The sequence below is a fragment of the Parasphingorhabdus sp. genome (genome assembly GCF_036963705.1).
Taxonomy (GTDB): Bacteria; Pseudomonadota; Alphaproteobacteria; order Sphingomonadales; family Sphingomonadaceae; genus Parasphingorhabdus.
Window position 1 is genome coordinate 54,145 of sequence record NZ_JBALUT010000010.1, and the last position, 18,882, is coordinate 73,026.

Genomic DNA, 18,882 nt, shown 5'->3' on the forward strand with positions numbered 1-18,882 from the left:
CCTGCCGATAATCGAACGCTTAGGCAACCATCCTTTTCAGGCGATCGACCAATACCGTCCGCGCCGCCATCACATCCTTGCGGCGGTCTTCGAAGAAATGGCGTTTCAGGAAGAATCCGGTGACCCGCAATCCGTCGAAAATATCATCCCATTCCGGGCTAACGGCTTCCTTGAAGAACTGCGGCAGCGGCAACAGCCGCTCCTTATATTCCCTTCCGGCGAAAGCGCTGACGGCAGTGGAACTTCTGGGGCTGATATAGACCAGATCATCTTTCGAACCGGTAACCGCGCACCGGTCCAGCGCCAGTCCAAAGCCCAGTTCAGAGAGCAACAGCAGCTCATAACGCACCAGAGCCACGGCCCATCCCTGTGCAGAGGGCGCACTGCAAATCGCATCGAGCAAAGCCGATAGAGCGGAATGGATCTGCGGATAGCTATGCTCTTCCGGGAGGGTCGCGGCGGTCAGTGCGGTTACCCAGTCGAGCGCAGCGCTGGCGAGCGGTTCGCCGAGAAACGGGCCCCTGCTCTGCTGCAATTCTGCGGTCATGGACGCCAGCTGATCTTCGGTTCGCGCGCGATAATCGGCTTGCACAATATTAGAAGGTATCAGAACCGGACGCATCGTCCGCGAATGCGCACCCCGGACATAGCCGGAGACCAGACCATTTTCCGGTGTCAGGGAGCGGACAACCGCACCATGCTCGCCGTGGGAGCGGACAGAGCAGATAATGGCGGTGGTCCGCAGGCTACCCATGGAAGTAATCGTAGATTTTCTGCGCCACGGTAGCCGACACACCCGGCGCGCCCTGCAGGTCATCGAGCGAGGCGTTCTTGACCGCTCGAGCCGTTCCAAAGTGCAGCAACAACGCCTTCTTCCGGGACGGCCCAATGCCCGGCACGTCGTCAAGCGAACTATGGCCGACCGATTTGGCTCGTCTCGTCCGGTGCGCGCCAATCGCGAAGCGGTGGGCTTCGTCTCTCAGGCGCTGGAGATAGAAGAGTACCGGGCTGTTCATCGGGAGGTTGATCTGGCGGCCGTCTGGAAGGTGGAATGTCTCGCGTCCGGCATTGCGGTCCGGTCCCTTGGAAACGCCGATCATCACAACATCCTCGACGCCGATTTCGGCGAGAGCCCCGCGTGCCGCGCTCATCTGGCCCTTGCCGCCGTCGATCAGGACGAGATCGGGCCACTCGCCCTTGTCGCGATCGGGGTCTTCCTTTTGCGCCCGCGCAAACCGCCGCTCGAGCACTTCGCGCATCATCGCAAAGTCGTCGCCCGGCACGATGTCCGGATTCTTGATGTTGAACTTGCGATAGGCGTTTTTGCGGAAACCCTCAGGCCCGGCAACGACCATGCCGCCGACCATATTGGTCCCCTGGATATGGCTGTTATCATAAATTTCGATCCGGTCTGGCACCGCGTCCAGTTCAAGGAGATCGACCATCTCGCGCATGATCTTCGCCTGGGTCGAGGTTTCTGCCAGACGACGGTCAAGAGCATCTTCGGCATTGCGGCTGGCTTGCGTCAGCAATTTCCGTCGATCACCACGCTGCGGCTTTGAAACGCTCACCTTATAGTCGGCCTTGGTGCTCAGCGCCTCGGCCAGCAGTTCGGCATCGGGCAATTCGCGGTCGAGCAAGACCAGTTTCGGCGGCGGCATCTGTTCGTAAAATTGCATCAGGAAGCTGGAGAAGACTTCTTCGATCTCGACATTGGTGGTGTGCGCGGGGAAGAAACTGCGATGACCCCAATTCTGGCCGCCGCGAATGAAGAAGGCCTGGACACAGACGGTCGAGCCCTTCGCTGCCAGCGCGAAGATATCGGCATCCGGCAGTCCCTGCGCGTTGATTGCCTGACTGCCCTGGATGAAGGTCAGTGCCTTCAGCCGGTCTCGATAGACCGCGGCCATTTCGAAATCGAGACTCTCGGACGCCTTTTCCATCGCGCCACCCAGCTTGTGCTGCACATCGGTAGACTTGCCCGAGAGGAAATCGCGCGCGTCCTCGACCAGCTCGGCATAATCGTCCTTGCCGATCCGGCCGACGCACGGCGCCGAACAGCGTTTGATTTGATAAAGCAGACAGGGACGCGAGCGGTTGTTGAAGAAACTGTCGGTGCAGGATCGAAGCAGGAATAGCTTTTGCAGCGCGTTGATCGTCCGGTTGACCGAGCCAGCGCTGGCAAACGGCCCGAAATATTGCCCCTTCATCCGCTGCGCGCCACGATGCTTGGTAATCCGCGGAAAGTCATGGTCGTCGCGCATCAGGATGAACGGAAAGCTCTTATCATCGCGCAGCAACACGTTGTAAGCAGGCCGGAATTTCTTGATCAGCTGGGCTTCGAGCAGCAAAGCCTCGGCTTCGCTGCCGGTGGTGACAATGGTCATCGATCGGGTCTGCGCGACCATCCGCATCAAGCGCTGCGGCAACCGGTTGATCTGGACATAAGCGCCGACACGGGATTTTAACGAGCGCGCCTTGCCGACATAGAGCACGTCGCCGCGCTTGTCCTGCATCCGGTAAACGCCCGGCCTTGTCGGGAGCGTGTTCAAAACCTCGCGGATAGCCGCCATTCCGGCCTCGAGATCGGGCGTATCACCCTCCCCGCGCACGGCATAGGTCGCTTTATCCTCGTTGAAACGGGACGCGGCATTGGGATGATCGGGACGGTCGGCTTTGGACATGAGCCATATCTAGGGCGGCATTGAACGCAATGCCAGAATCAATCGTTCCGGCATTCCCGCAAAAGCAGAAATCCGGAAGGATGATGTGAAATCGGATTTGAAAACCGGTTCTCCGCCTGAGCGGAGACGCGTCGGTCTAGTTCAGCGCCTTGCCGATATCGCCAATGGCTTTGTCGACCAGAGCCTTGTCGGCAGCTGCATCATGGCGTGCAGCAATTAAAGCCTGCGCTGCCTGGGTTGCTGCTGTCGCCGCCTTGGCGCGAACTTCGGCGATCGCAGAACGTTCTGCCGCGCCGATTTTTTCTTCGGCCATTTTCTTCCGGCGGGCGAGCAATGCCTTGGTATCGACCTCTGCCTGTTTGACCAGTGCAGCGGCTTCTCTTTCGGCACCTTCCATCAACGCTTCGGCTTCCGCCTGCGCGCCTGCGGTCTTCGCTTCATATTCCGCTTTCAAAGCCTCGGCTTCCTTGCGGAGATTGGCGGCTTCGTCGAGAGTCTTCTTGATCTCGGCGATCTGCTTGTCCAGCATCGCGCCAATGATTTTAGGGACTTTCGCCCACAGCATGACACCGAAAACGATCAACATACCGACGGCGACCCAAGCGGTTGCATTCAGTCCGAGTGCGGTTGGCTCTGCGCCTTCTGCCAAAATCGTCAATAGCATATTCTATCTCCTTCAGCAGGCGCTCAGAAAGCGGCCTTGACCGCCTTCTTTGCATCGGCTGCCGAAACCTTGGCACCGGAAACCGTCGCGACAATCGCCTGAGCGGCTTCGGCGGCCACGGTTTCGATTTCCTTGAGCGCCGAAGTCTTGGCGGCTTTCAAAGCGGCATCCGCTTCGTCCGCTTTTTTCGCAAAGCCGGCATCAGCCCGCTTGACCGCAGCTTCGTTCTTCTTTGCCGCTGCGGCCTTCGCTTCGTTGACATTATTCACGGCGTCGGCCCGCGCATCATTTATACTGGTGCGATAATCGGCCTCAATCTGCTCGGCCTTGTCTTGCGCAGCCTGGGCTGCAGCAAGATCGTCCGTAATCCGCTTCTGGCGGTCATCGACCGTTTTGCTGATCTTGGGCACCATGCTTCTGGCAATGCCAAAATAGATGATTCCGATCACGATCAGCAGCCAGAAAAACTGACTACCATAGACTTCCATAAGCTGACTAATTTGAGGCATTATTCACCTGTAAATTCAAGACGCAAAACCGACAATATGGCCGAGTAAAACCCGGCCAACGCATATAGCAGATTATTCTGCTGCTGCTTCTGCCGGTGCTTCAACTGCTACTGGCGCATCGACAGCAGCGGCTTCTACAGCAACGACTTCTGCTGTTGTAACAGCTGGCGGTGCGTAGAGAATGATCATGGCGACAGCAAAAGCGATCAGGCCGAGCAATTCAGCAGCAGCAAAGCCGATGAACAGACGTCCCTGCTGGCCGTCAGCCGCAGATGGGTTACGCAAAGCGCCTTCGAGGAAGGAACCGAAAACATTACCAACACCGGTAGCAGCGGCGCCAACGCCGATTGCAGCCAGGCCAGCGCCGATAACTTGTGCAGAAGAGAGATCCATTATTTTAACTCCGTATTATAAAACTTGGGATTGAAAGTGACTTAGTGAAGATTTTCCGCATCGTTGATGTACAACGATGTGAGAAGTGCGAAAACATAGGCTTGAATAGCGCAAACCAGAAGTTCCAGCGCGCTGACAAAGGCAATGAAAACGATGCTGAGAACCGCAATACCCCAACTGGCTCCGCCCGCGTCAATCGCCTGAATGACGAAATTCGCAAACACCTTGATCAGGATATGACCGGCAATCATCGCAACGAACAGCCGCAGCGCGAGGCTGAACGGGCGAACGAGGAAGGACAATAGCTCGACCATGAAGATCAGCGGGATCATCGGAAGCGGCGTGCCATGCGGGATGAACAGGCCGAAAAACTTGAAGCCATGCTTCCAGAAGCCGACGATCAACACGATCGAAAAGCTGATCGCTGCCAGCAGGCCGGTGACGGTGAACTGGCTGGTGACGGTGAAAGGATGGATACCGGGAACGATACCGAAGGGCATCATGCCGAGCAGATTGGAAAACAAGATGAACATGAACAAGGTGAACACCCAGGGCGTATATTTCTTGCCATTGGGGCCAATGCTGGTGGCGACGATATTGTCGACAAAGCCGACAACGCCTTCAACCATGATCTGCCAGCGGCCGGGAACCAGCTCGCGCCGCATTCCGCCCATCATGAACACATAGAGAAGCCCAAGGACGAGGAACATCCAAAGCGCACTGTTCGTGAAACTGATCTGCTGTCCGAATAAAGTGAAGCCATCAAAGATGGGCTGCACTTCAAACTGGTGCATAGGATCAATTTTGCCTTCTGTAGCCACTAATCTAACCCCTGATCGTCAATCATCATCATCTGCTATCGCCGTCCCGGTCTTATCCGCCGGGGGGCTCGAAATCATATAAATTTTCCTGAAGGCTACTCCCGTTCCGAGGAAGAAGAATAGCAACAGGAACATTGGCGCCGTTCCCAACCAGGTGTCAAACAGCCACCCAAGGAAAAAACCAGCAGCCACGCCTCCGATCAAATAGCTTAGCACCCTTGCGCCGAGCCGTTGACTTTCGTCTGGCCCTTTGTTTCGGTGCCCCGCTTTGATCCGCTCTCTAGTCTGTGCCGTTTCCAGTCGCTCTTCCAGCGATGAAACCCGCACATCCTCTTCGAGGGGATCCCGATCAGATTCGCTTGCTGCCATTATGACCCTTTCAAATGCCCCGAAGAGCGCCGAAAAGAGCCATAGATAACAGCAGGCCGACCCGCCAAGGCGCGGCCCGTTTAGGAAAGCAACGTGCCCAAGTCAACAGCAATGCTGCAATGCGGAAATTAGCTAGTTTATACGAGGATTTTCGTGCCGCGCACCCGGGAAGTTTTGGTAGCGGAAGCGCTTCTGCGGCGAACTCCGGCCCAGTCTTGCGGGTCATCTGGAACACTGCCCATTTTCTTGACGCGCGGTGGTTTGTCGTGAAGGGTATTTCCTAGCGGCAGGGGGCCGCGGTTCATATGGCTTCAGGTTCAAAGACGGTTATTTATGCAGCTTTGGCGGGCAATAGCCTGATCGCCGTTTCCAAATTTGTTGCAGCTTCGGTCACCGGCAGTTCGGCGATGTTCAGCGAGGGCGTCCATTCGGTTGTCGATAGCGGCAACCAGTTGTTGTTGCTGTTCGGTCTGAAACGCGCCGCGCAGGAGCCAGACGAGAAACATCCCTTCGGTTACGGGATGGAATTATATTTCTGGACCTTCGTCGTCGCCATTTTGATCTTCGCGGTCGGTTCGGGCATTTCGATCTACGAAGGCGTCCAAAGCCTTTACAATCCCCATCCGGTGCAATCGCCGATATGGTCTTATGCCGTCCTCGCCCTCGCGATGGTGTTTGAAGGCGCGGCATGGTGGGTCGCGTTTCGGGAATTCAGGCGGACACGCGGGAACCAGACATGGTATGCGGCCGTGCGCAATTCCAAGGACCCGACCGTTTTCACGATCCTGTTTGAAGACAGCGCCGCGATGATGGGCCTGATCATCGCCTTTGTCGGCATATTTGCCTCACAATATTTCGATATGCCGATACTCGACGGCATCGCCTCGATTTGCATCGGGGTCGTGCTTGCCTTTGTCGCGCTGCTGCTGGCCCATGAGAGCAAGGGGCTTTTGATCGGCGAAGGCGCTTCGCCGGAAGTCGTTGCCGGTATCCGCGCCGTGGTTTCGGATGACAAGCGGATCACTGGCCTGAACGAAATATTGACCATGCACATGGGTCCGGAGGATATCTTGCTGGCGGCTAGCGTGGATTTTGACGACAATCTAACCGCCGACAAGGTCGAACAGGCGATCACCGATTTTGAAAAGAGGATAAAAAGCCAGTTTCCGGAGGTCAAACGGATATTCATCGAAGCGCAAAGCTGGCGCCAGCATCACGCTACCGCGATTGCCGCAGGAGAAATGAGTTCGCAGCCGCCTCCGGATGGAAAATAACAAGGGACAGTTAGAGAGCAGGAGCAAATAATGACAAATGCACCCGTGATAAAATCCCGTGTTCATGACATTGAACCCGAAGACGGGCTATTGTTTGGCTGTATATTGGACGGCAAAGGTGGCGGAAAGCTTTGCAATTGGGCGGAGATCGAAGCAACCGACACCGCAAATGCGCCGCTCTGGCTCCATCTCGACAATGTATCCGACCGGGCAGAAACCTGGCTGCGCGAGAAATCCGGCATTCCCGCACCGGTCGTCGGCGCTTTGCTGGCGAAGGAATCGCGACCGCGAAGCCTGCGGGTCGATGACGGCCTGCTGGTCATCCTGCGCGGGGTCAATCTCAACGAAGGCGCCGAGCCGGAAGATATGGTGGCTCTGCGGATGTGGGTGGAGCCGACCCGGATTATCACGGTCCGTTACGAGAGGATGATGACGCCGCGCGATGTCTTGTCGGATATAATTGACGGCGGCCATGGCGTGGCGACCACGCCTGATCTGTTTGTTGCCCTTTCCGAACGGATGTCGCTCAAGATAAACGACGTGATCATCGAACTGGAAGACAGGCTTGATGCCTTGGAGGCCCAGGTGGATAGCCAACCGCCTACGAAATTGCGTTCCAAAATAGCCGAATCGCGCCAGGACACGGTCGCTTTGCGCCGCTACCTGTCCCCGCAAAGGGAGGCTCTGGCCAATTTGCAATATGATGCACCGGACTGGCTCGACCCGAGCCACCGCATGAGCTTGCGGGAAACCGCCGACCGGACGATGCGCTATCTCGAGGATCTCGACGCCGCGCGTGACCGGGCGATTGTGGTGCTCGATGAACTGGCAAACAAGATGGCGGAGTCGATGAACCGTACGATGTACGCATTGTCGATTGTCGCGGCGATTTTCTTGCCGCTCAGCTTTCTGACCGGATTGCTGGGTATCAATGTCGGTGGCATGCCCGGGGTCGATAGCGATCTGGCTTTCTGGCTGACCTGTGCGATCATGTCGATTTTGATGGTCGCCGAGATCTACGTACTGAGACGACTGCAATGGATTTGAAAATATGACCGCGAACGCATCAACCGCCAAGACGGCAATCCCCGATATAACCAATGTCCCATCGATTCAGGACATTGGTGCAGGGTTTCGCGACATTGACGCATTTTTTTCCTCTTTCTTTCTGCGGATGCAAGCCGAATTGCTTTCCGGCACTATCTGGTTGCAAGTCGCCGGGATCGTCGCAGCTCTGTTTCTCGGTTTCGTTTTTACCCGTATTTTGAAAGCCGCAACCGGTGGTTTTTTTGCCGATCTGGCAGAAACCTTCCGCGGTGGAAAATATGAAGCGGTATCGGCCACCCTGCTCTTTCCCCTGATATCATCGGTCATCATCTGGCTGATAATCTCGGGCTTTGTCGGACGCGGCATTCCGGTCGACTATATGCGGATCGTCGGCGCCGCGCTGGTGTCGATATTGATCATCCGCACCTTTGCCCTGACCAGCAGCGACCCGCTGTGGCGCTGGACCACGATCATCTTGACGGTGGTTGGCGCGCTGCTTGTGGTCGTTCGCCTGTTTGCCCCGCTGGTCGATTTTATCGACAGCCTTTCACTGCCGCTCGGCGATGACCTTTCCCTGCTCGATATATTCAAGGTGCTGGTGATCGCCATCGCTCTGGTCTGGGGCGCTTCCTTCTTCTCCCGGCTTATCGAGGCGCGGCTCAGCAAGTCCGAGCGGATGACACCTTCGGTGCGCGGCCTGTTTGGCCAGTTGATCCGCATATTGATGATCGGCGTCGCCATTTTCATCGCGCTCAATATGGTCGGCATCGATCTGACCGCCTTTGCGGTGTTCAGCGGCGCGCTGGGTGTCGGCATCGGTTTCGGCCTACAGTCGATTTTCTCCAATTTCGTTGCCGGTATCATCATCATTCTCGAGAAAACCCTGAAAGTCGGGGATTTTGTCGATCTCGAGGGCGGTATCACCGGCGAAGTTCGGGAAATCAATGTCCGCAGCACGCTGATCACCACCAACGACAATATCGACATGCTGATCCCCAATTCGGAATTCATCAACAAGCGGGTGATCAACTGGACGTTGCGCGAAGCCAAACGCCGGATGCACGTCCCGGTTGGCGTCGCATATGGCACCGACAAGGATCTGGTCAGAAAGGCGATATTGGAAGCGGCGGACAATGTCGAGTTCACGCTGAAAGGCGTCAAGAACCGCAAGCCCGATGTCTGGCTGGTCGGCTTTGGTGACAGCAGTCTCGATTTCGAACTGATCGTCTGGCTGACCGACGAAGCGACCAAGAAGCCGGGCCGCGTCCACGCAACCTATTGCTGGGAAATTGAAACGGCTCTGGCCAAATATGGCATTGCGATCCCATTCCCGCAGCGCGACCTGCATATTGTCAGTGGATCACTGGACGAAGAAAAAGGCGCGCCAGCCTAGCCGACGCGCCTTCCCGTTGTTTTTAATTTTGATCTAAATCAAAGGCAGCGCGAATCCCTTACCGGATCGGAGTTGTCCCGCGTATTCCAGTTGCCGGTCGGCGTCTGGTATTTCTCGCCGATGACCGTCCGCATGATCAGGTTGCAGCCCGAGGTAAAGGCAAATTGCTCCACCGTCGAATTGGTTTCCTGAGCTTTGCGGGTATAGGCCGCCTTGCGCTTGATATTGATATCCTCGACTAGCGCCTTGATTGCGGGCGAAGGCGGAGACACATAGCCAAGATAGCCATCCGGCTTCTCGCCAATGGCTCCCGATGACCGAGCAGTTTCATAGGCAGGGTCGCGTTGCGCCATGACCGGAACGGCGACAACGGCTGTCAAAGCCAGCCCACCAAATACAGCCAAAGCCTTGTTTTTCTTTACATATTCAAACATCAGAAAATATCCGCTTCCTCGTTGATTAAATCTTTTGCATCGCCGTCCAGGCGATACACCACTTCCTGCTTGATATTGATATTGAGGTTGATGACAATCGGCTTGTCCGGTGCAGAAACCTGCACACAAGCGGAAAGCCCTGTCATTGCCCCAAGAACCAGGCCGGCGGCGGTTAAACTCCTCATCTTGTGTCGAATCGCATCATATGGTCGATCCGTCAATTGACTTGTCTGATAAAGCATCATCGCTTTCCCCTCGCTGAATGGACTATTCATCTTCTTCCAGGACCTTCACCGCTGCCTTTGCCCGGGCTTCTTGCGCCCGCAGCAAAGCAGGCAGATTCTGCCCGACTAATATTTCCGGCTCATAATAAGATTTGGCGCTGCTCATCAACTGCATGAAGGGCGCCTGAATCCGGACGTTAAACTGGATCGGAATGCGAGCGAGCTGTTTGGTGATGAAATTCCGGCTCGCGTCTTCGCCTTGCTGCAACCCGTCGAATTTCACTTCGGTGATAATCTCGCCGGCAATGTCACCATCCATGCCGATGGTGAGATTGCGATATTTGATCGATTTCAGGGCATTGAAAGCGAAATTGGCCATCGTGCCCATATCTTCATAGGTCAATTCCCCGACATAGGCGACCGTTCCGCCGCCTTCGCGCGCTACTAGGTAGCCCCCGACAATCCGGCCGCCGTCCTGATCAAAAACCATCGGCAACTTGCCGTCAAACACGCCCGTGGCGGTCATATTCTCGAAATCGAACTGGGAGAGAAACTGGGCGGCATCAATGCCTTCCACGGTAAACTGCAACCGCCGTTGGGCTTCTTCGCTGAGATCCAATATGGTCGGCTCGAGATATAGTTTGCCGCCCGCGAACGGCCATTCACCGCCCTCGACCTGGACCTTGAAATCCGGGAGCAGGCGATAGCGAATTTGGCCGTTGAACACGGCGACACCGGGATTGACCTCCGACAGATTTACGGTCTGGCCCGGACCGGTCTCGAGCGCGAGCAGATCGGAAAATGTGATCTCGCCAGCGAGGCCGGTAACCGGACCAAAGGCCGCCGCCAGATTCATGCCATTGGTACGGAAAGTGCCGCTACTCTTGATCCCGTCTTCGGAATTATCCCACCTGATCCGACCAGCACCCGATATTTCGCCTTCGACATTGGCGATGACACCCAGGGTCAGTGGGGTCAGCTGCTCCGGCTGCAGTTGTTTGTTGAACGTCAGCGAGGGAATGTCGATCAGCGCCCTTCCCTTGTTATTGGCCAGACCGTGGCCAATATCGACCGCCGCCACCGCGATCAGGCTTTCCGGCTCGCGGAGCCATCCTGTAGCCGTGAGGTCACTGCCATCAAAGCCCAGTTTGACGTCGTTGCTGATCAATGGCCGGAAGCGCTCGACCTGCTGCTCGTCGCGGACCAGCAGGCTGGCATCGGCCAGAAACTTGCCATCTTCATAACGCCAGTCCCCTGCGATATTTTCCATCAATAGAGGAACATTGGCAACTTTGCCGGACGCACCTTCGATCCGGCCGGAAAGGTTGCGCCCGAACGCAGCGCTGAGCACCGCCATATCGAGGCGGGTCATACTGTCCGCAGTTCCCAACCGGACCCCGACATTCTGTGCCTTGAGACCGTTGGCCATAGAGAATGTGAGCATGCCGCTCGAGATCGACAATGGCGTGTTGCCCATAGCGCCTTTCAGACTGAGCGAAGGCGCATTGGCGGCGATATTCACGCCAGACCGGCTGCCGCTGACGATCGCATTGCCCTGCGGACATAATCGCGCGCTGGTCGGTCCGGCGCGCAAGGATGCGGTGCGCAGACTGGCAAATTGTACGTTGATACATTGGCGGAACAACGCGAAATTACCATTTTGCCCGACATAGCCGCTGATCGGCACTTGCAGGCCAGTGATCTGACCGTCACCCAGCGGTCCGGTCAGCATTATTCGTCCGTCAATATTGGTCCCGCCCTGACGGGTCGGCGAAAAAGCCAGCGCAGGTATTTTCAACTGCGCCAAACCGGCTTGATAAGCCGCCATTTCGAGCCGTCCGGAGAAGCCACGGGAAAGGCTGCCGTCGTCGAGGACAAATTTGGCATCGGGAAATCCGCCGCCTGCCAGTCTGACATTCCCGTCGGCCAGCATCCGTATATTCTTGTCGGTAAAGGCAAGCAGCAATGGATCGCTCAGCGTCAGCTTGGCACCGGACCGCGATTTGGCTTCAAGTGCGTTGAGAGCAAGCGTGGTCCGCGCGGCCCCCTTGGAAAATTTGATGTCGCTGGATATATCCATTCCGTTGCCGGCCTGCTGAACCGCTTTCGCAAGCCTGTCCGCGATCGGACCGACCGGCGTTCCCGCCGTTGATGTTGAGAGGCTGCCCGCCTGCCGCAGCAGGTTTTGCGCCACCTGGACACCGCGAATTTCCGGCTGTCCGGTGAAGCTCGCTGTCATCGGCCCGGCGCCATAGCCAAACGCAAATGGCCCCTCGATGCGCGAAACGTTGGCGCGGCCATATGGAGATTTCAACCCGCTGGCGGTCAGGTCCACGTCGCCTTTGCTCTGCTTGAAATCACCCGCCAAATTCACCGTGGCCTTGATTTCCTGACCGGAATAATCTGCGTAGCGAAGCGGTCCGCCAATCAGGCCGATATTGCCCGACCAGCTGGCCAGATCCTCGCCAAGGTCTATAGAGACCCGCGCAGCAAAATCTTCCGCGGCCAGATCGAGATTGTTGCAGGTAACCGCCGGCAGCCGAAGCGGACCTTGCAGATGTGGTTTCTTGCCGCGAATCGCGACCTCGCCAAAAAAAGTGGGCTTACTGAGGCTGCAGCCACCAGCGTCCAGGTTCTGGCTTATCGCGGCGATCTCTCCGCTAAAGCCATCGTGCAGCTCACCCTGCCCGTTCAACGCCAGCCCGATGACCCCGTAATCGCTGTCGATGCGAAGTTTGGCATCGGTCAGGCCCAACCACATATCCGGCAGCGCCAATGGGCCATCGTCTTCAGGATCGGTAAATTTGTCGAGTTCGCCAAAGCTGAGCTTGCCATTGTCCAGCCGGCCGAAAAGCTTCACGCCACTCGCCCGGACCCAGTTGATACCTACACCGCCTATGGACAGAGAATTGCCGACCTCAACCAGTTCGGCGGTCATGTCCGGATTTTCCGGATCGCCGATCACAAGATTGCGAATGACCTGCTTGCGAAGCCCGATATCGTCGATCTCGTAACTGGCTTTGACATTCATCTGGTCCAGCTCGGACTGGATAACATTGTCGGCCAATGTCGTTCGGCTGATCCACAATACAACCAGAGCGAGTAGAATCAGAACAAGCAATATCCCGCCGAACAGTCGAAACCGGGAGCGGCGACCGACGGGGTCATTTGCGATTTCTTCTTCCATTGCGCGTGAAATGCATAAGTCTGCCTTAAGTTGCAATGTACAAGTGTCTGATCAGACCAGTTTTTGCTCCTTATTTTGGTCATTGGACATATTCGGCCGATTTTCAGCTTATCGAATATGTTCTTTATTTGTTCTGATTATAAGAAACCCATGGCCGAAGGACATGAAATCCAGACAGGTTCGCCAATGCAGCGCAGCGGTCATCGTGCCCGGCTTCGTAGGCGCATATTGACCGGTCAGGCAGACGGGCTGCACGATCATGAACTGGTCGAATATCTGCTCGCGCTGGCCATTCCTCGCCGCGACACAAAGCCACTTGCCAAACAGTTGATCGACGAATTTGGCAGCTTTTCCTGTCTTTTGGTAGCCGATGCTGATGCTCTAGGGAATTTTCCGGGCATGGGGGAGACTAGCGTTGCCGCGCTGAAGGTGGTCCAGATGGCGGCGTTACGCTTGATTTCCGAACCGGTGCGCCAGCAACCGGTCCTCGCAAGCTGGCAGGCGTTGCTCGACTATCTGCGGGCCGATATGGCGCATCTCAGTCACGAGCGGGTGCGGGTTCTGCACCTCAACAGCAAGAATCAGCTGCTCCGCGATGAACTGGTCAGCGAAGGATCAATCGATCAGGCAGCGATCTATACCCGCGAAGTCATCAAGCGCGCGCTGGCCCTTGGCTCGGCGGCAATCATATTGGTGCACAACCATCCGAGCGGCGACAGCAGCCCGAGCCGGCAGGATATCGCGATCACCAAGGATATCTGCGAGGCGGCGCGGACCCTTGGCATCGCGGTTCATGACCATATCATCATCGGCAAGGACGGCCATACATCCTTCCGGTCGCAGGGATTGATCTAGCGGGAGCGGCGCAACGCTCAATAAAGGAACATCGGCATGCCTTCGACCTGTATCAGACTCGCCCGATATTGGTTGGCATCATAGAGGCCCGAAACATTGACCCCTTTGCTCTGCTCCAGCAAAGTACCGATCGGCACCGTCCCGTAATTGCCATCGGTGAGACAGACCATTTCAGCCATCCGGCCCTGCTCGATCAGCTGCACTGCCAAGGCGCCAAAGGCAAAGCCGACCATACGATCCATCGCGTCTGGCTCCCCGGCGCGCATCAGATAGGCCAGTTCCTGGACGATGGTCCTCTGGCCGCTGCGCGCTTCGATCTCTCGCGCCAGCTGGGTCCCGATATTCAGGCCATCGCGGCTGGTGTTCGACTTGTTGATCTCGTCGGCATAATCGGTCCCCCCGGAAAGTTTGGCCCCTTCCGACACCAGACACATCGCATAGGATTCAGGATTGGCCTCTTTGTCTTCCAGCAGCAGGGGCAGAAGGACATCCATATCTGCCGGCACTTCGGCAATCACCGTCCGGTCGGCCTGCGATAAAAAGCCGGAGAGCAAGGCGGTCTCTCCCGATCGCCGCCCGAATAATTCAATAACCGCGATACGTTCGTGGCTAGCCGCCGTGGTCCGCAGCGAGTTGATCGCCTGCACCGAGCGGGTGACGGCAGTCGAGAAACCGATACAATAATCGGTACCATAGACATCATTGTCCATCGTCTTGGGAATCGAAATAACGTTGCGACCCAGACCAGACAGATAGGCCGAGAAACGCAGCGTACCGTCCCCGCCCATCGTGATCAGGACATCGACCTTCAGCGCGTCGAGCACATCGACTACCTTCTGCGTCTGGTCTCCCTTATCAGTCACCCGCGGGTCACAGCGGGAGCTGTGCAATATCGTCCCGCCCTGCCGGTCAATGCCGCGCACCCGGTCCTTGTCGAGCATCATCACGCTATTCTCGTTCGCCCAGGGATCCGCAGGATCAATCTCCAGCACCCCTTCCCAGCCCCGGCGCAACCCGACCACATCCCAGCCGCGCTGCCAGGCCAAAGTCGCAATCGACTGGATGCACGGATTGAGGCCCGGAACATCGCCGCCGCCGGTGAGCACTGCCAGTCGCATTTTATTCTCCCTGTTTCCGCCGCTCCATTGCCGACTCATTTGGTTGGTGCTAGCGGGGCCGCAAATCGTGGCACCTCATTGCCGCAAAGCTGCTCTTTGTCCAAGGAACAAAAAATGATCCCGCGCTATTCCCGCCCCGAAATGGTTGCCCTTTGGGAGCCTGAATCGAAATTCCAGATCTGGTTCGAAATCGAAGCCCATGCCACCGACGCCCTGGCTGAACTTGGCGTCGTACCAAAAGAAGCGGCAGCGGCAATCTGGGCCAAGGGCAAGTTTGACGTCGCGCGGATCGACGAAATCGAACGCGAAGTGAAGCATGATGTCATCGCCTTCCTGACCAATGTGGCGGAAAATGTCGGCGAAGAATCACGCTTCATGCATCAGGGCATGACCTCGAGCGATGTTCTCGACACCTGCCTCGCGGTCCAACTGGCGCGCGCTTCCGACATATTGCTGGCGGATATCGATGCGTTGCTCGCAGCGATCAAGAAGCGGGCCTATGAGCATAAGTTTACCCCGACCATCGGCCGCAGCCACGGCATCCATGGCGAGCCGGTAACCTTTGGTCTGAAACTGGCCCAAGCCTATGCCGAATTCGAACGCAACCGCGAACGGCTGGTCGCTGCCCGCAAGGAAATCGCGACCTGCGCCATTTCCGGCGCGGTCGGAACCTTTGCCAATATCGACCCCAAGGTAGAAGAACATGTCGCCGAGAAACTCGGCCTCACCGTGGAACCGATCTCCACCCAGGTGATCCCGCGCGATCGTCATGCACAATTTTTCGCCACGCTCGGTGTGATCGCCTCTTCGGTCGAAAGACTTGCGGTCGAAATCCGCCATCTGCAGCGCACCGAAGTGCTCGAGGCCGAAGAATATTTCTCGCCGGGCCAAAAGGGTTCGAGCGCGATGCCGCACAAGCGCAACCCGATCCTGACCGAGAATCTCACCGGCCTCGCCCGTATGGTCCGCAGCTACGCCCTGCCCGCGATGGAAAATGTCGCCCTGTGGCACGAACGCGATATTTCGCACAGTTCGGTCGAACGGATGATCGGACCGGACGCAACAATCACCCTCGACTTTTCGCTGGTGCGACTGACCGGCGTGATCGACAAGTTGCTGATCTATCCCGAACGGATGCAGAAGAATCTCGACCGCATGGGCGGCCTTGTCCACTCGCAACGGGTCTTGCTGGCGCTGACGCAAGCGGGCATCAGCCGCGAGGACAGCTATCGCATCGTCCAGCGCAACGCGATGAAGGTCTGGGAATCGGACGGAGAAATCGCCTTGCTCGATCTCCTCAAGGCCGATCCGGACGTCAGCGCGAAACTGTCCGACAAAGAGCTCGAGGAACGGTTCAACCTCGATTATCATTTCAAACATGTCGACACGATTTTCGATCGCGTCTTCGGAAAGTAGATCCGTTTTCGCAACAATTGCATAGCTTCTGGTCACCTGCCTGTTTTGGGACTAGGATAGTTTCAGAACGAAAAAAGGTGAGTCATGCAATTTATCAAAATCCTGTTCTGGGTTCTCCTGCTGGTGGCGACCTTCATTTTCTGGTGGACCAATGAAGCGCGAGCTTCGCTCGACATGGTCGCCGCGGTTATCGAGGCTCGGGTCTCGACCTTTGTCGTCGGCGCCTTCCTGCTTGGTTTCCTGCCGACCTGGTTGCTTCTAAGAGGTTCCAAATGGCGTCTGCAGCGCAGGATCAAGACGCTGGAAGATGCAGCGAGACCGGTCGTTCCTCCGCCATCGGCGCCCAGCCGCGCACCGACTCCAACGCCAACAGCTGAACCGGCCCCGGCTGTGTCATCGGTTGATGGCGACAAAGTGACCGGCTTATGAGCAACCCCATATTCGTCGCGCTCGATACGCCCGATCTCGAACAGGCGATCGCGATTGCAAAATCGGTCAAAGGCCATGTCGGCGGCCTGAAGCTCGGGCTGGAATTTTTCTGTGCCCATGGTCATCATGGCGTACACGAGATTCAGAAGCTCGACCTGCCGATCTTTCTCGATCTCAAGCTTCACGATATTCCCAATACCGTTGCCAAGGCGATGCAGGCGATCAACATGCTGGAACCGGCGATCGTGACAGTACACGCATCGGGTGGCCGCGCGATGATGGAAGATGCCAAAGCGGCTGCAAACGAGCATACCAAGGTGGTCGGCGTCACATTGCTGACCTCTCTCGACGAGAATGACATGGGTAGTATCGGCTATGCCGGTACGCCGCATGATCAGGTCGAACGGCTCGCCGATCTCGCCCGCGAAGCCGGGCTGGACGGTATCGTCTGTTCCGGCAACGAAGTAGGCGCAGCGCACAAGATCTGGAAAGACGGCTTTTTCGTCGTCCCCGGCCTGCGCCCCAAAGGCGGCGCGATGGCCGACCAGAAACGCTCGGTGACCCCGCAGCAAGCGCGCAACAATGGCGCAAGCATATTGGTGATTGGCCGGCCGATTACCGGAGCGGAAGATCCCAACGCTGCCGCGCGTGCGATCGAGGCGACGCTTTAAGCTATTGCTTGTCATCCTGAACTTGTTTCGGGACCCCGTCAGATTGCGCATTGGCTCGAGAAGTCCTGAAACAAGTTCAGGATGACGAATAACAATTGGCGCGCTAACAGGCTGCCCATGAAAACCAAAATCAAAATCTGCGGCCTGTCCACCGAAGCCTCCATCGACGCAGCCATCGAAGCCGGCGCCGACTATATCGGCCTCGTCCATTTTGAAAAAAGCCCGCGCCATGTGTCGCTGGAACGCGCGGCCGAGCTCCGCAACTATGCCGCCAGCCGGATCAAAACAGTGCTCCTTCTCGTCAATGCTGACCCGAAGCTTACCGGCAAGGCAATCGGCGACGTCAAACCGGACGTCATCCAGTTTCACGGCAGCGAAACGCCGGACTGGCTGAAGCTGGTCGCAGACAAAAGCGGACTGGAAATCTGGAAAGCGCTGGGCGTGAAGGACCGGCCGACGCTGGCGAAATCCAGCCGCTATGTTGGCGCTGCTGACCGGTTGCTTTTCGATGCTCCGGCCAAGGCTTTGCCCGGCGGCACCGGCACCTCCTTTGACTGGTCCTTGCTCGCCGGTCATGACCATCAACTCGACTGGGGCCTCGCGGGCGGGCTTGATCCGGACAATGTCACCGAAGCCCTGAACGCCACCCACGCACCGCTGGTCGACGTATCCTCCGGCGTCGAATCCGCGCCCGGCGTCAAACAAGTGGACAGAATCGCCGCCTTTTGCCAAGCAGTTCGGGAATATGATGAAGCCGGATAGCATCCGCTGGTGTCGAGCGTAGTCGAGACACAGGCTGATCACAGATGCATCTCGACTTCGCTCGATGCGAACGGAAATTTCGAACCCATGAACGACACACCTCCCAACAGCTTCCGCAACATGCCGGATGACCGCGGCCATTTTGGTCAATTTGGCGGACGCTATGTCGCCGAGACTTTGATGCCGCTGGTCCTCGATCTGGAAAAACACTATCGCGCAGCGCAAGCAGACCCGGCCTTTGCCGAGCAATTTGATGATCTGCTGCAAAATTATGTCGGTCGCCCGTCCCCGCTCTATTATGCCGAGAGCCTGACCGAAGAGGTCCGCAAGGATGCACCCGAAGGAAAAGGCGCGCAAATCTGGTTCAAGCGGGATGAGCTCAACCATACCGGCGCGCACAAGATCAACAATTGCATCGGCCAGATTTTGCTCGCCATGCGCATGGGCAAGACCCGGATCATCGCCGAAACCGGGGCTGGTCAACATGGCGTGGCCACCGCCACCGTCTGCGCCCGCTTTGGCCTGCCCTGTACCATCTTCATGGGCGCAACCGATGTTGCTCGGCAGAAGCCCAATCTTTTCCGTATGAAATTGCTTGGCGCGAAAGTCGTGCCGGTGACCAGCGGCGCAGC

General features: G+C 57.1%; 19 protein-coding genes and 1 pseudogene. 9 read left to right on the forward strand and 11 right to left on the reverse strand.

Features of this window, described 5'->3' with window-relative positions; genetic code table 11:
* Positions 1 to 19 precede the first annotated feature (19 nt).
* The 7 genes and pseudogenes from recO to V7680_RS04080 form a co-directional block, all read right to left on the reverse strand.
* Positions 20 to 754 carry a DNA repair protein RecO gene (gene recO, locus V7680_RS04050; RefSeq protein WP_335652008.1) on the reverse strand — a complete coding sequence of 245 codons (735 nt, stop codon included), beginning with the start codon at positions 752 to 754 and terminating at the stop codon, positions 20 to 22.
* Entirely contained in the window at positions 747 to 2,684 is a 1,938-nt protein-coding gene (gene uvrC / locus V7680_RS04055) for an excinuclease ABC subunit UvrC (protein WP_335652009.1), read from the reverse strand. The genes recO and uvrC overlap by 8 nt, the downstream gene beginning before the upstream one ends.
* A gap of 136 nt (positions 2,685 to 2,820) precedes the next feature.
* Positions 2,821 to 3,348, reverse strand: a complete 528-nt coding sequence (locus V7680_RS04060) for a F0F1 ATP synthase subunit B family protein (protein ID WP_335652010.1) — start codon at positions 3,346 to 3,348, stop codon at positions 2,821 to 2,823.
* A gap of 23 nt (positions 3,349 to 3,371) precedes the next feature.
* Positions 3,372 to 3,857, reverse strand: a complete 486-nt coding sequence (locus tag V7680_RS04065; RefSeq protein ID WP_335652011.1) for a F0F1 ATP synthase subunit B family protein — start codon at positions 3,855 to 3,857, stop codon at positions 3,372 to 3,374.
* A gap of 174 nt (positions 3,858 to 4,031) precedes the next feature.
* Positions 4,032 to 4,250, reverse strand: a pseudogene (locus tag V7680_RS04070) (F0F1 ATP synthase subunit C); the annotation flags it as partial.
* Between the two features lie 41 nt (positions 4,251 to 4,291).
* Positions 4,292 to 5,044 carry a F0F1 ATP synthase subunit A gene (locus V7680_RS04075; protein WP_335652029.1) on the reverse strand — a complete coding sequence of 251 codons (753 nt, stop codon included), beginning with the start codon at positions 5,042 to 5,044 and terminating at the stop codon, positions 4,292 to 4,294.
* 45 nt (positions 5,045 to 5,089) lie between these two features.
* Positions 5,090 to 5,440, reverse strand: a complete 351-nt coding sequence (locus tag V7680_RS04080) for an AtpZ/AtpI family protein (protein ID WP_335652012.1) — start codon at positions 5,438 to 5,440, stop codon at positions 5,090 to 5,092.
* Positions 5,441 to 5,745: 305 nt separating this feature from the next.
* Here V7680_RS04080 and V7680_RS04085 point away from each other — a divergent pair, with 305 nt between their 5' ends.
* From V7680_RS04085 to V7680_RS04095, 3 genes are read left to right on the forward strand one after another with little or no spacing between them, the layout of a single operon-like run.
* A complete protein-coding gene (locus tag V7680_RS04085; protein WP_335652013.1) occupies positions 5,746 to 6,714 on the forward strand; it encodes a cation diffusion facilitator family transporter in 969 nt (322 codons plus the stop codon).
* Positions 6,715 to 6,744: 30 nt separating this feature from the next.
* On the forward strand, positions 6,745 to 7,761 hold the full coding sequence (locus V7680_RS04090) for a zinc transporter ZntB (protein WP_335652014.1): 1,017 nt from the start codon (positions 6,745 to 6,747) through the stop codon (positions 7,759 to 7,761).
* Between the two features lie 4 nt (positions 7,762 to 7,765).
* Positions 7,766 to 9,154, forward strand: a complete 1,389-nt coding sequence (locus tag V7680_RS04095) for a mechanosensitive ion channel family protein (RefSeq protein WP_335652015.1) — start codon at positions 7,766 to 7,768, stop codon at positions 9,152 to 9,154.
* 38 nt (positions 9,155 to 9,192) lie between these two features.
* Here V7680_RS04095 and V7680_RS04100 read toward each other — a convergent pair whose 3' ends face one another.
* The 3 genes from V7680_RS04100 to V7680_RS04110 are packed head-to-tail and all read right to left on the reverse strand — an operon-like array spanning position 9,193 to position 12,999.
* Entirely contained in the window at positions 9,193 to 9,588 is a 396-nt protein-coding gene (locus V7680_RS04100; protein WP_442954965.1) for a YdbL family protein, read from the reverse strand.
* A complete protein-coding gene (locus tag V7680_RS04105; protein WP_335652016.1) occupies positions 9,588 to 9,863 on the reverse strand; it encodes a YnbE family lipoprotein in 276 nt (91 codons plus the stop codon). Before V7680_RS04105 ends, V7680_RS04100 begins: the two co-directional genes overlap by 1 nt.
* Complete coding sequence (locus V7680_RS04110) at positions 9,856 to 12,999, reverse strand: YdbH domain-containing protein (protein WP_335652017.1); 3,144 nt, start codon at positions 12,997 to 12,999, stop codon at positions 9,856 to 9,858. The genes V7680_RS04105 and V7680_RS04110 overlap by 8 nt, the downstream gene beginning before the upstream one ends.
* A gap of 150 nt (positions 13,000 to 13,149) precedes the next feature.
* Between V7680_RS04110 and radC the strand changes: the two genes are divergently transcribed.
* Positions 13,150 to 13,854: a RadC family protein gene (radC, locus tag V7680_RS04115; protein WP_335652018.1), complete on the forward strand. Its 705-nt coding sequence runs from the start codon at positions 13,150 to 13,152 to the stop codon at positions 13,852 to 13,854.
* Positions 13,855 to 13,871: 17 nt separating this feature from the next.
* Here the strand turns inward: radC and V7680_RS04120 are convergent, their stop codons facing one another.
* Positions 13,872 to 14,972, reverse strand: coding sequence for a 6-phosphofructokinase (locus V7680_RS04120; protein WP_335652019.1), 1,101 nt, complete (start codon positions 14,970 to 14,972; stop codon positions 13,872 to 13,874).
* Positions 14,973 to 15,086: 114 nt separating this feature from the next.
* On the opposite strand from V7680_RS04120, the gene purB reads away from it, so the two are divergent.
* The 5 genes from purB to V7680_RS04145 all read left to right on the forward strand — a co-directional run.
* Positions 15,087 to 16,388 (forward strand): adenylosuccinate lyase, encoded by a 1,302-nt coding sequence (gene purB, locus V7680_RS04125; protein WP_335652020.1) that lies wholly within the window; start codon positions 15,087 to 15,089, stop codon positions 16,386 to 16,388.
* Between the two features lie 84 nt (positions 16,389 to 16,472).
* A complete protein-coding gene (locus V7680_RS04130; protein ID WP_335652021.1) occupies positions 16,473 to 16,817 on the forward strand; it encodes a LapA family protein in 345 nt (114 codons plus the stop codon).
* Positions 16,814 to 17,488, forward strand: coding sequence for an orotidine-5'-phosphate decarboxylase (gene pyrF, locus V7680_RS04135; RefSeq protein ID WP_335652022.1), 675 nt, complete (start codon positions 16,814 to 16,816; stop codon positions 17,486 to 17,488). Before V7680_RS04130 ends, pyrF begins: the two co-directional genes overlap by 4 nt.
* Positions 17,489 to 17,605: 117 nt before the next feature.
* On the forward strand, positions 17,606 to 18,250 hold the full coding sequence (locus V7680_RS04140) for a phosphoribosylanthranilate isomerase (RefSeq protein WP_335652023.1): 645 nt from the start codon (positions 17,606 to 17,608) through the stop codon (positions 18,248 to 18,250).
* Between the two features lie 87 nt (positions 18,251 to 18,337).
* The coding region (locus tag V7680_RS04145) for a pyridoxal-phosphate dependent enzyme (protein ID WP_335652024.1) at positions 18,338 to 18,882 on the forward strand (545 nt) is incomplete at its 3' end.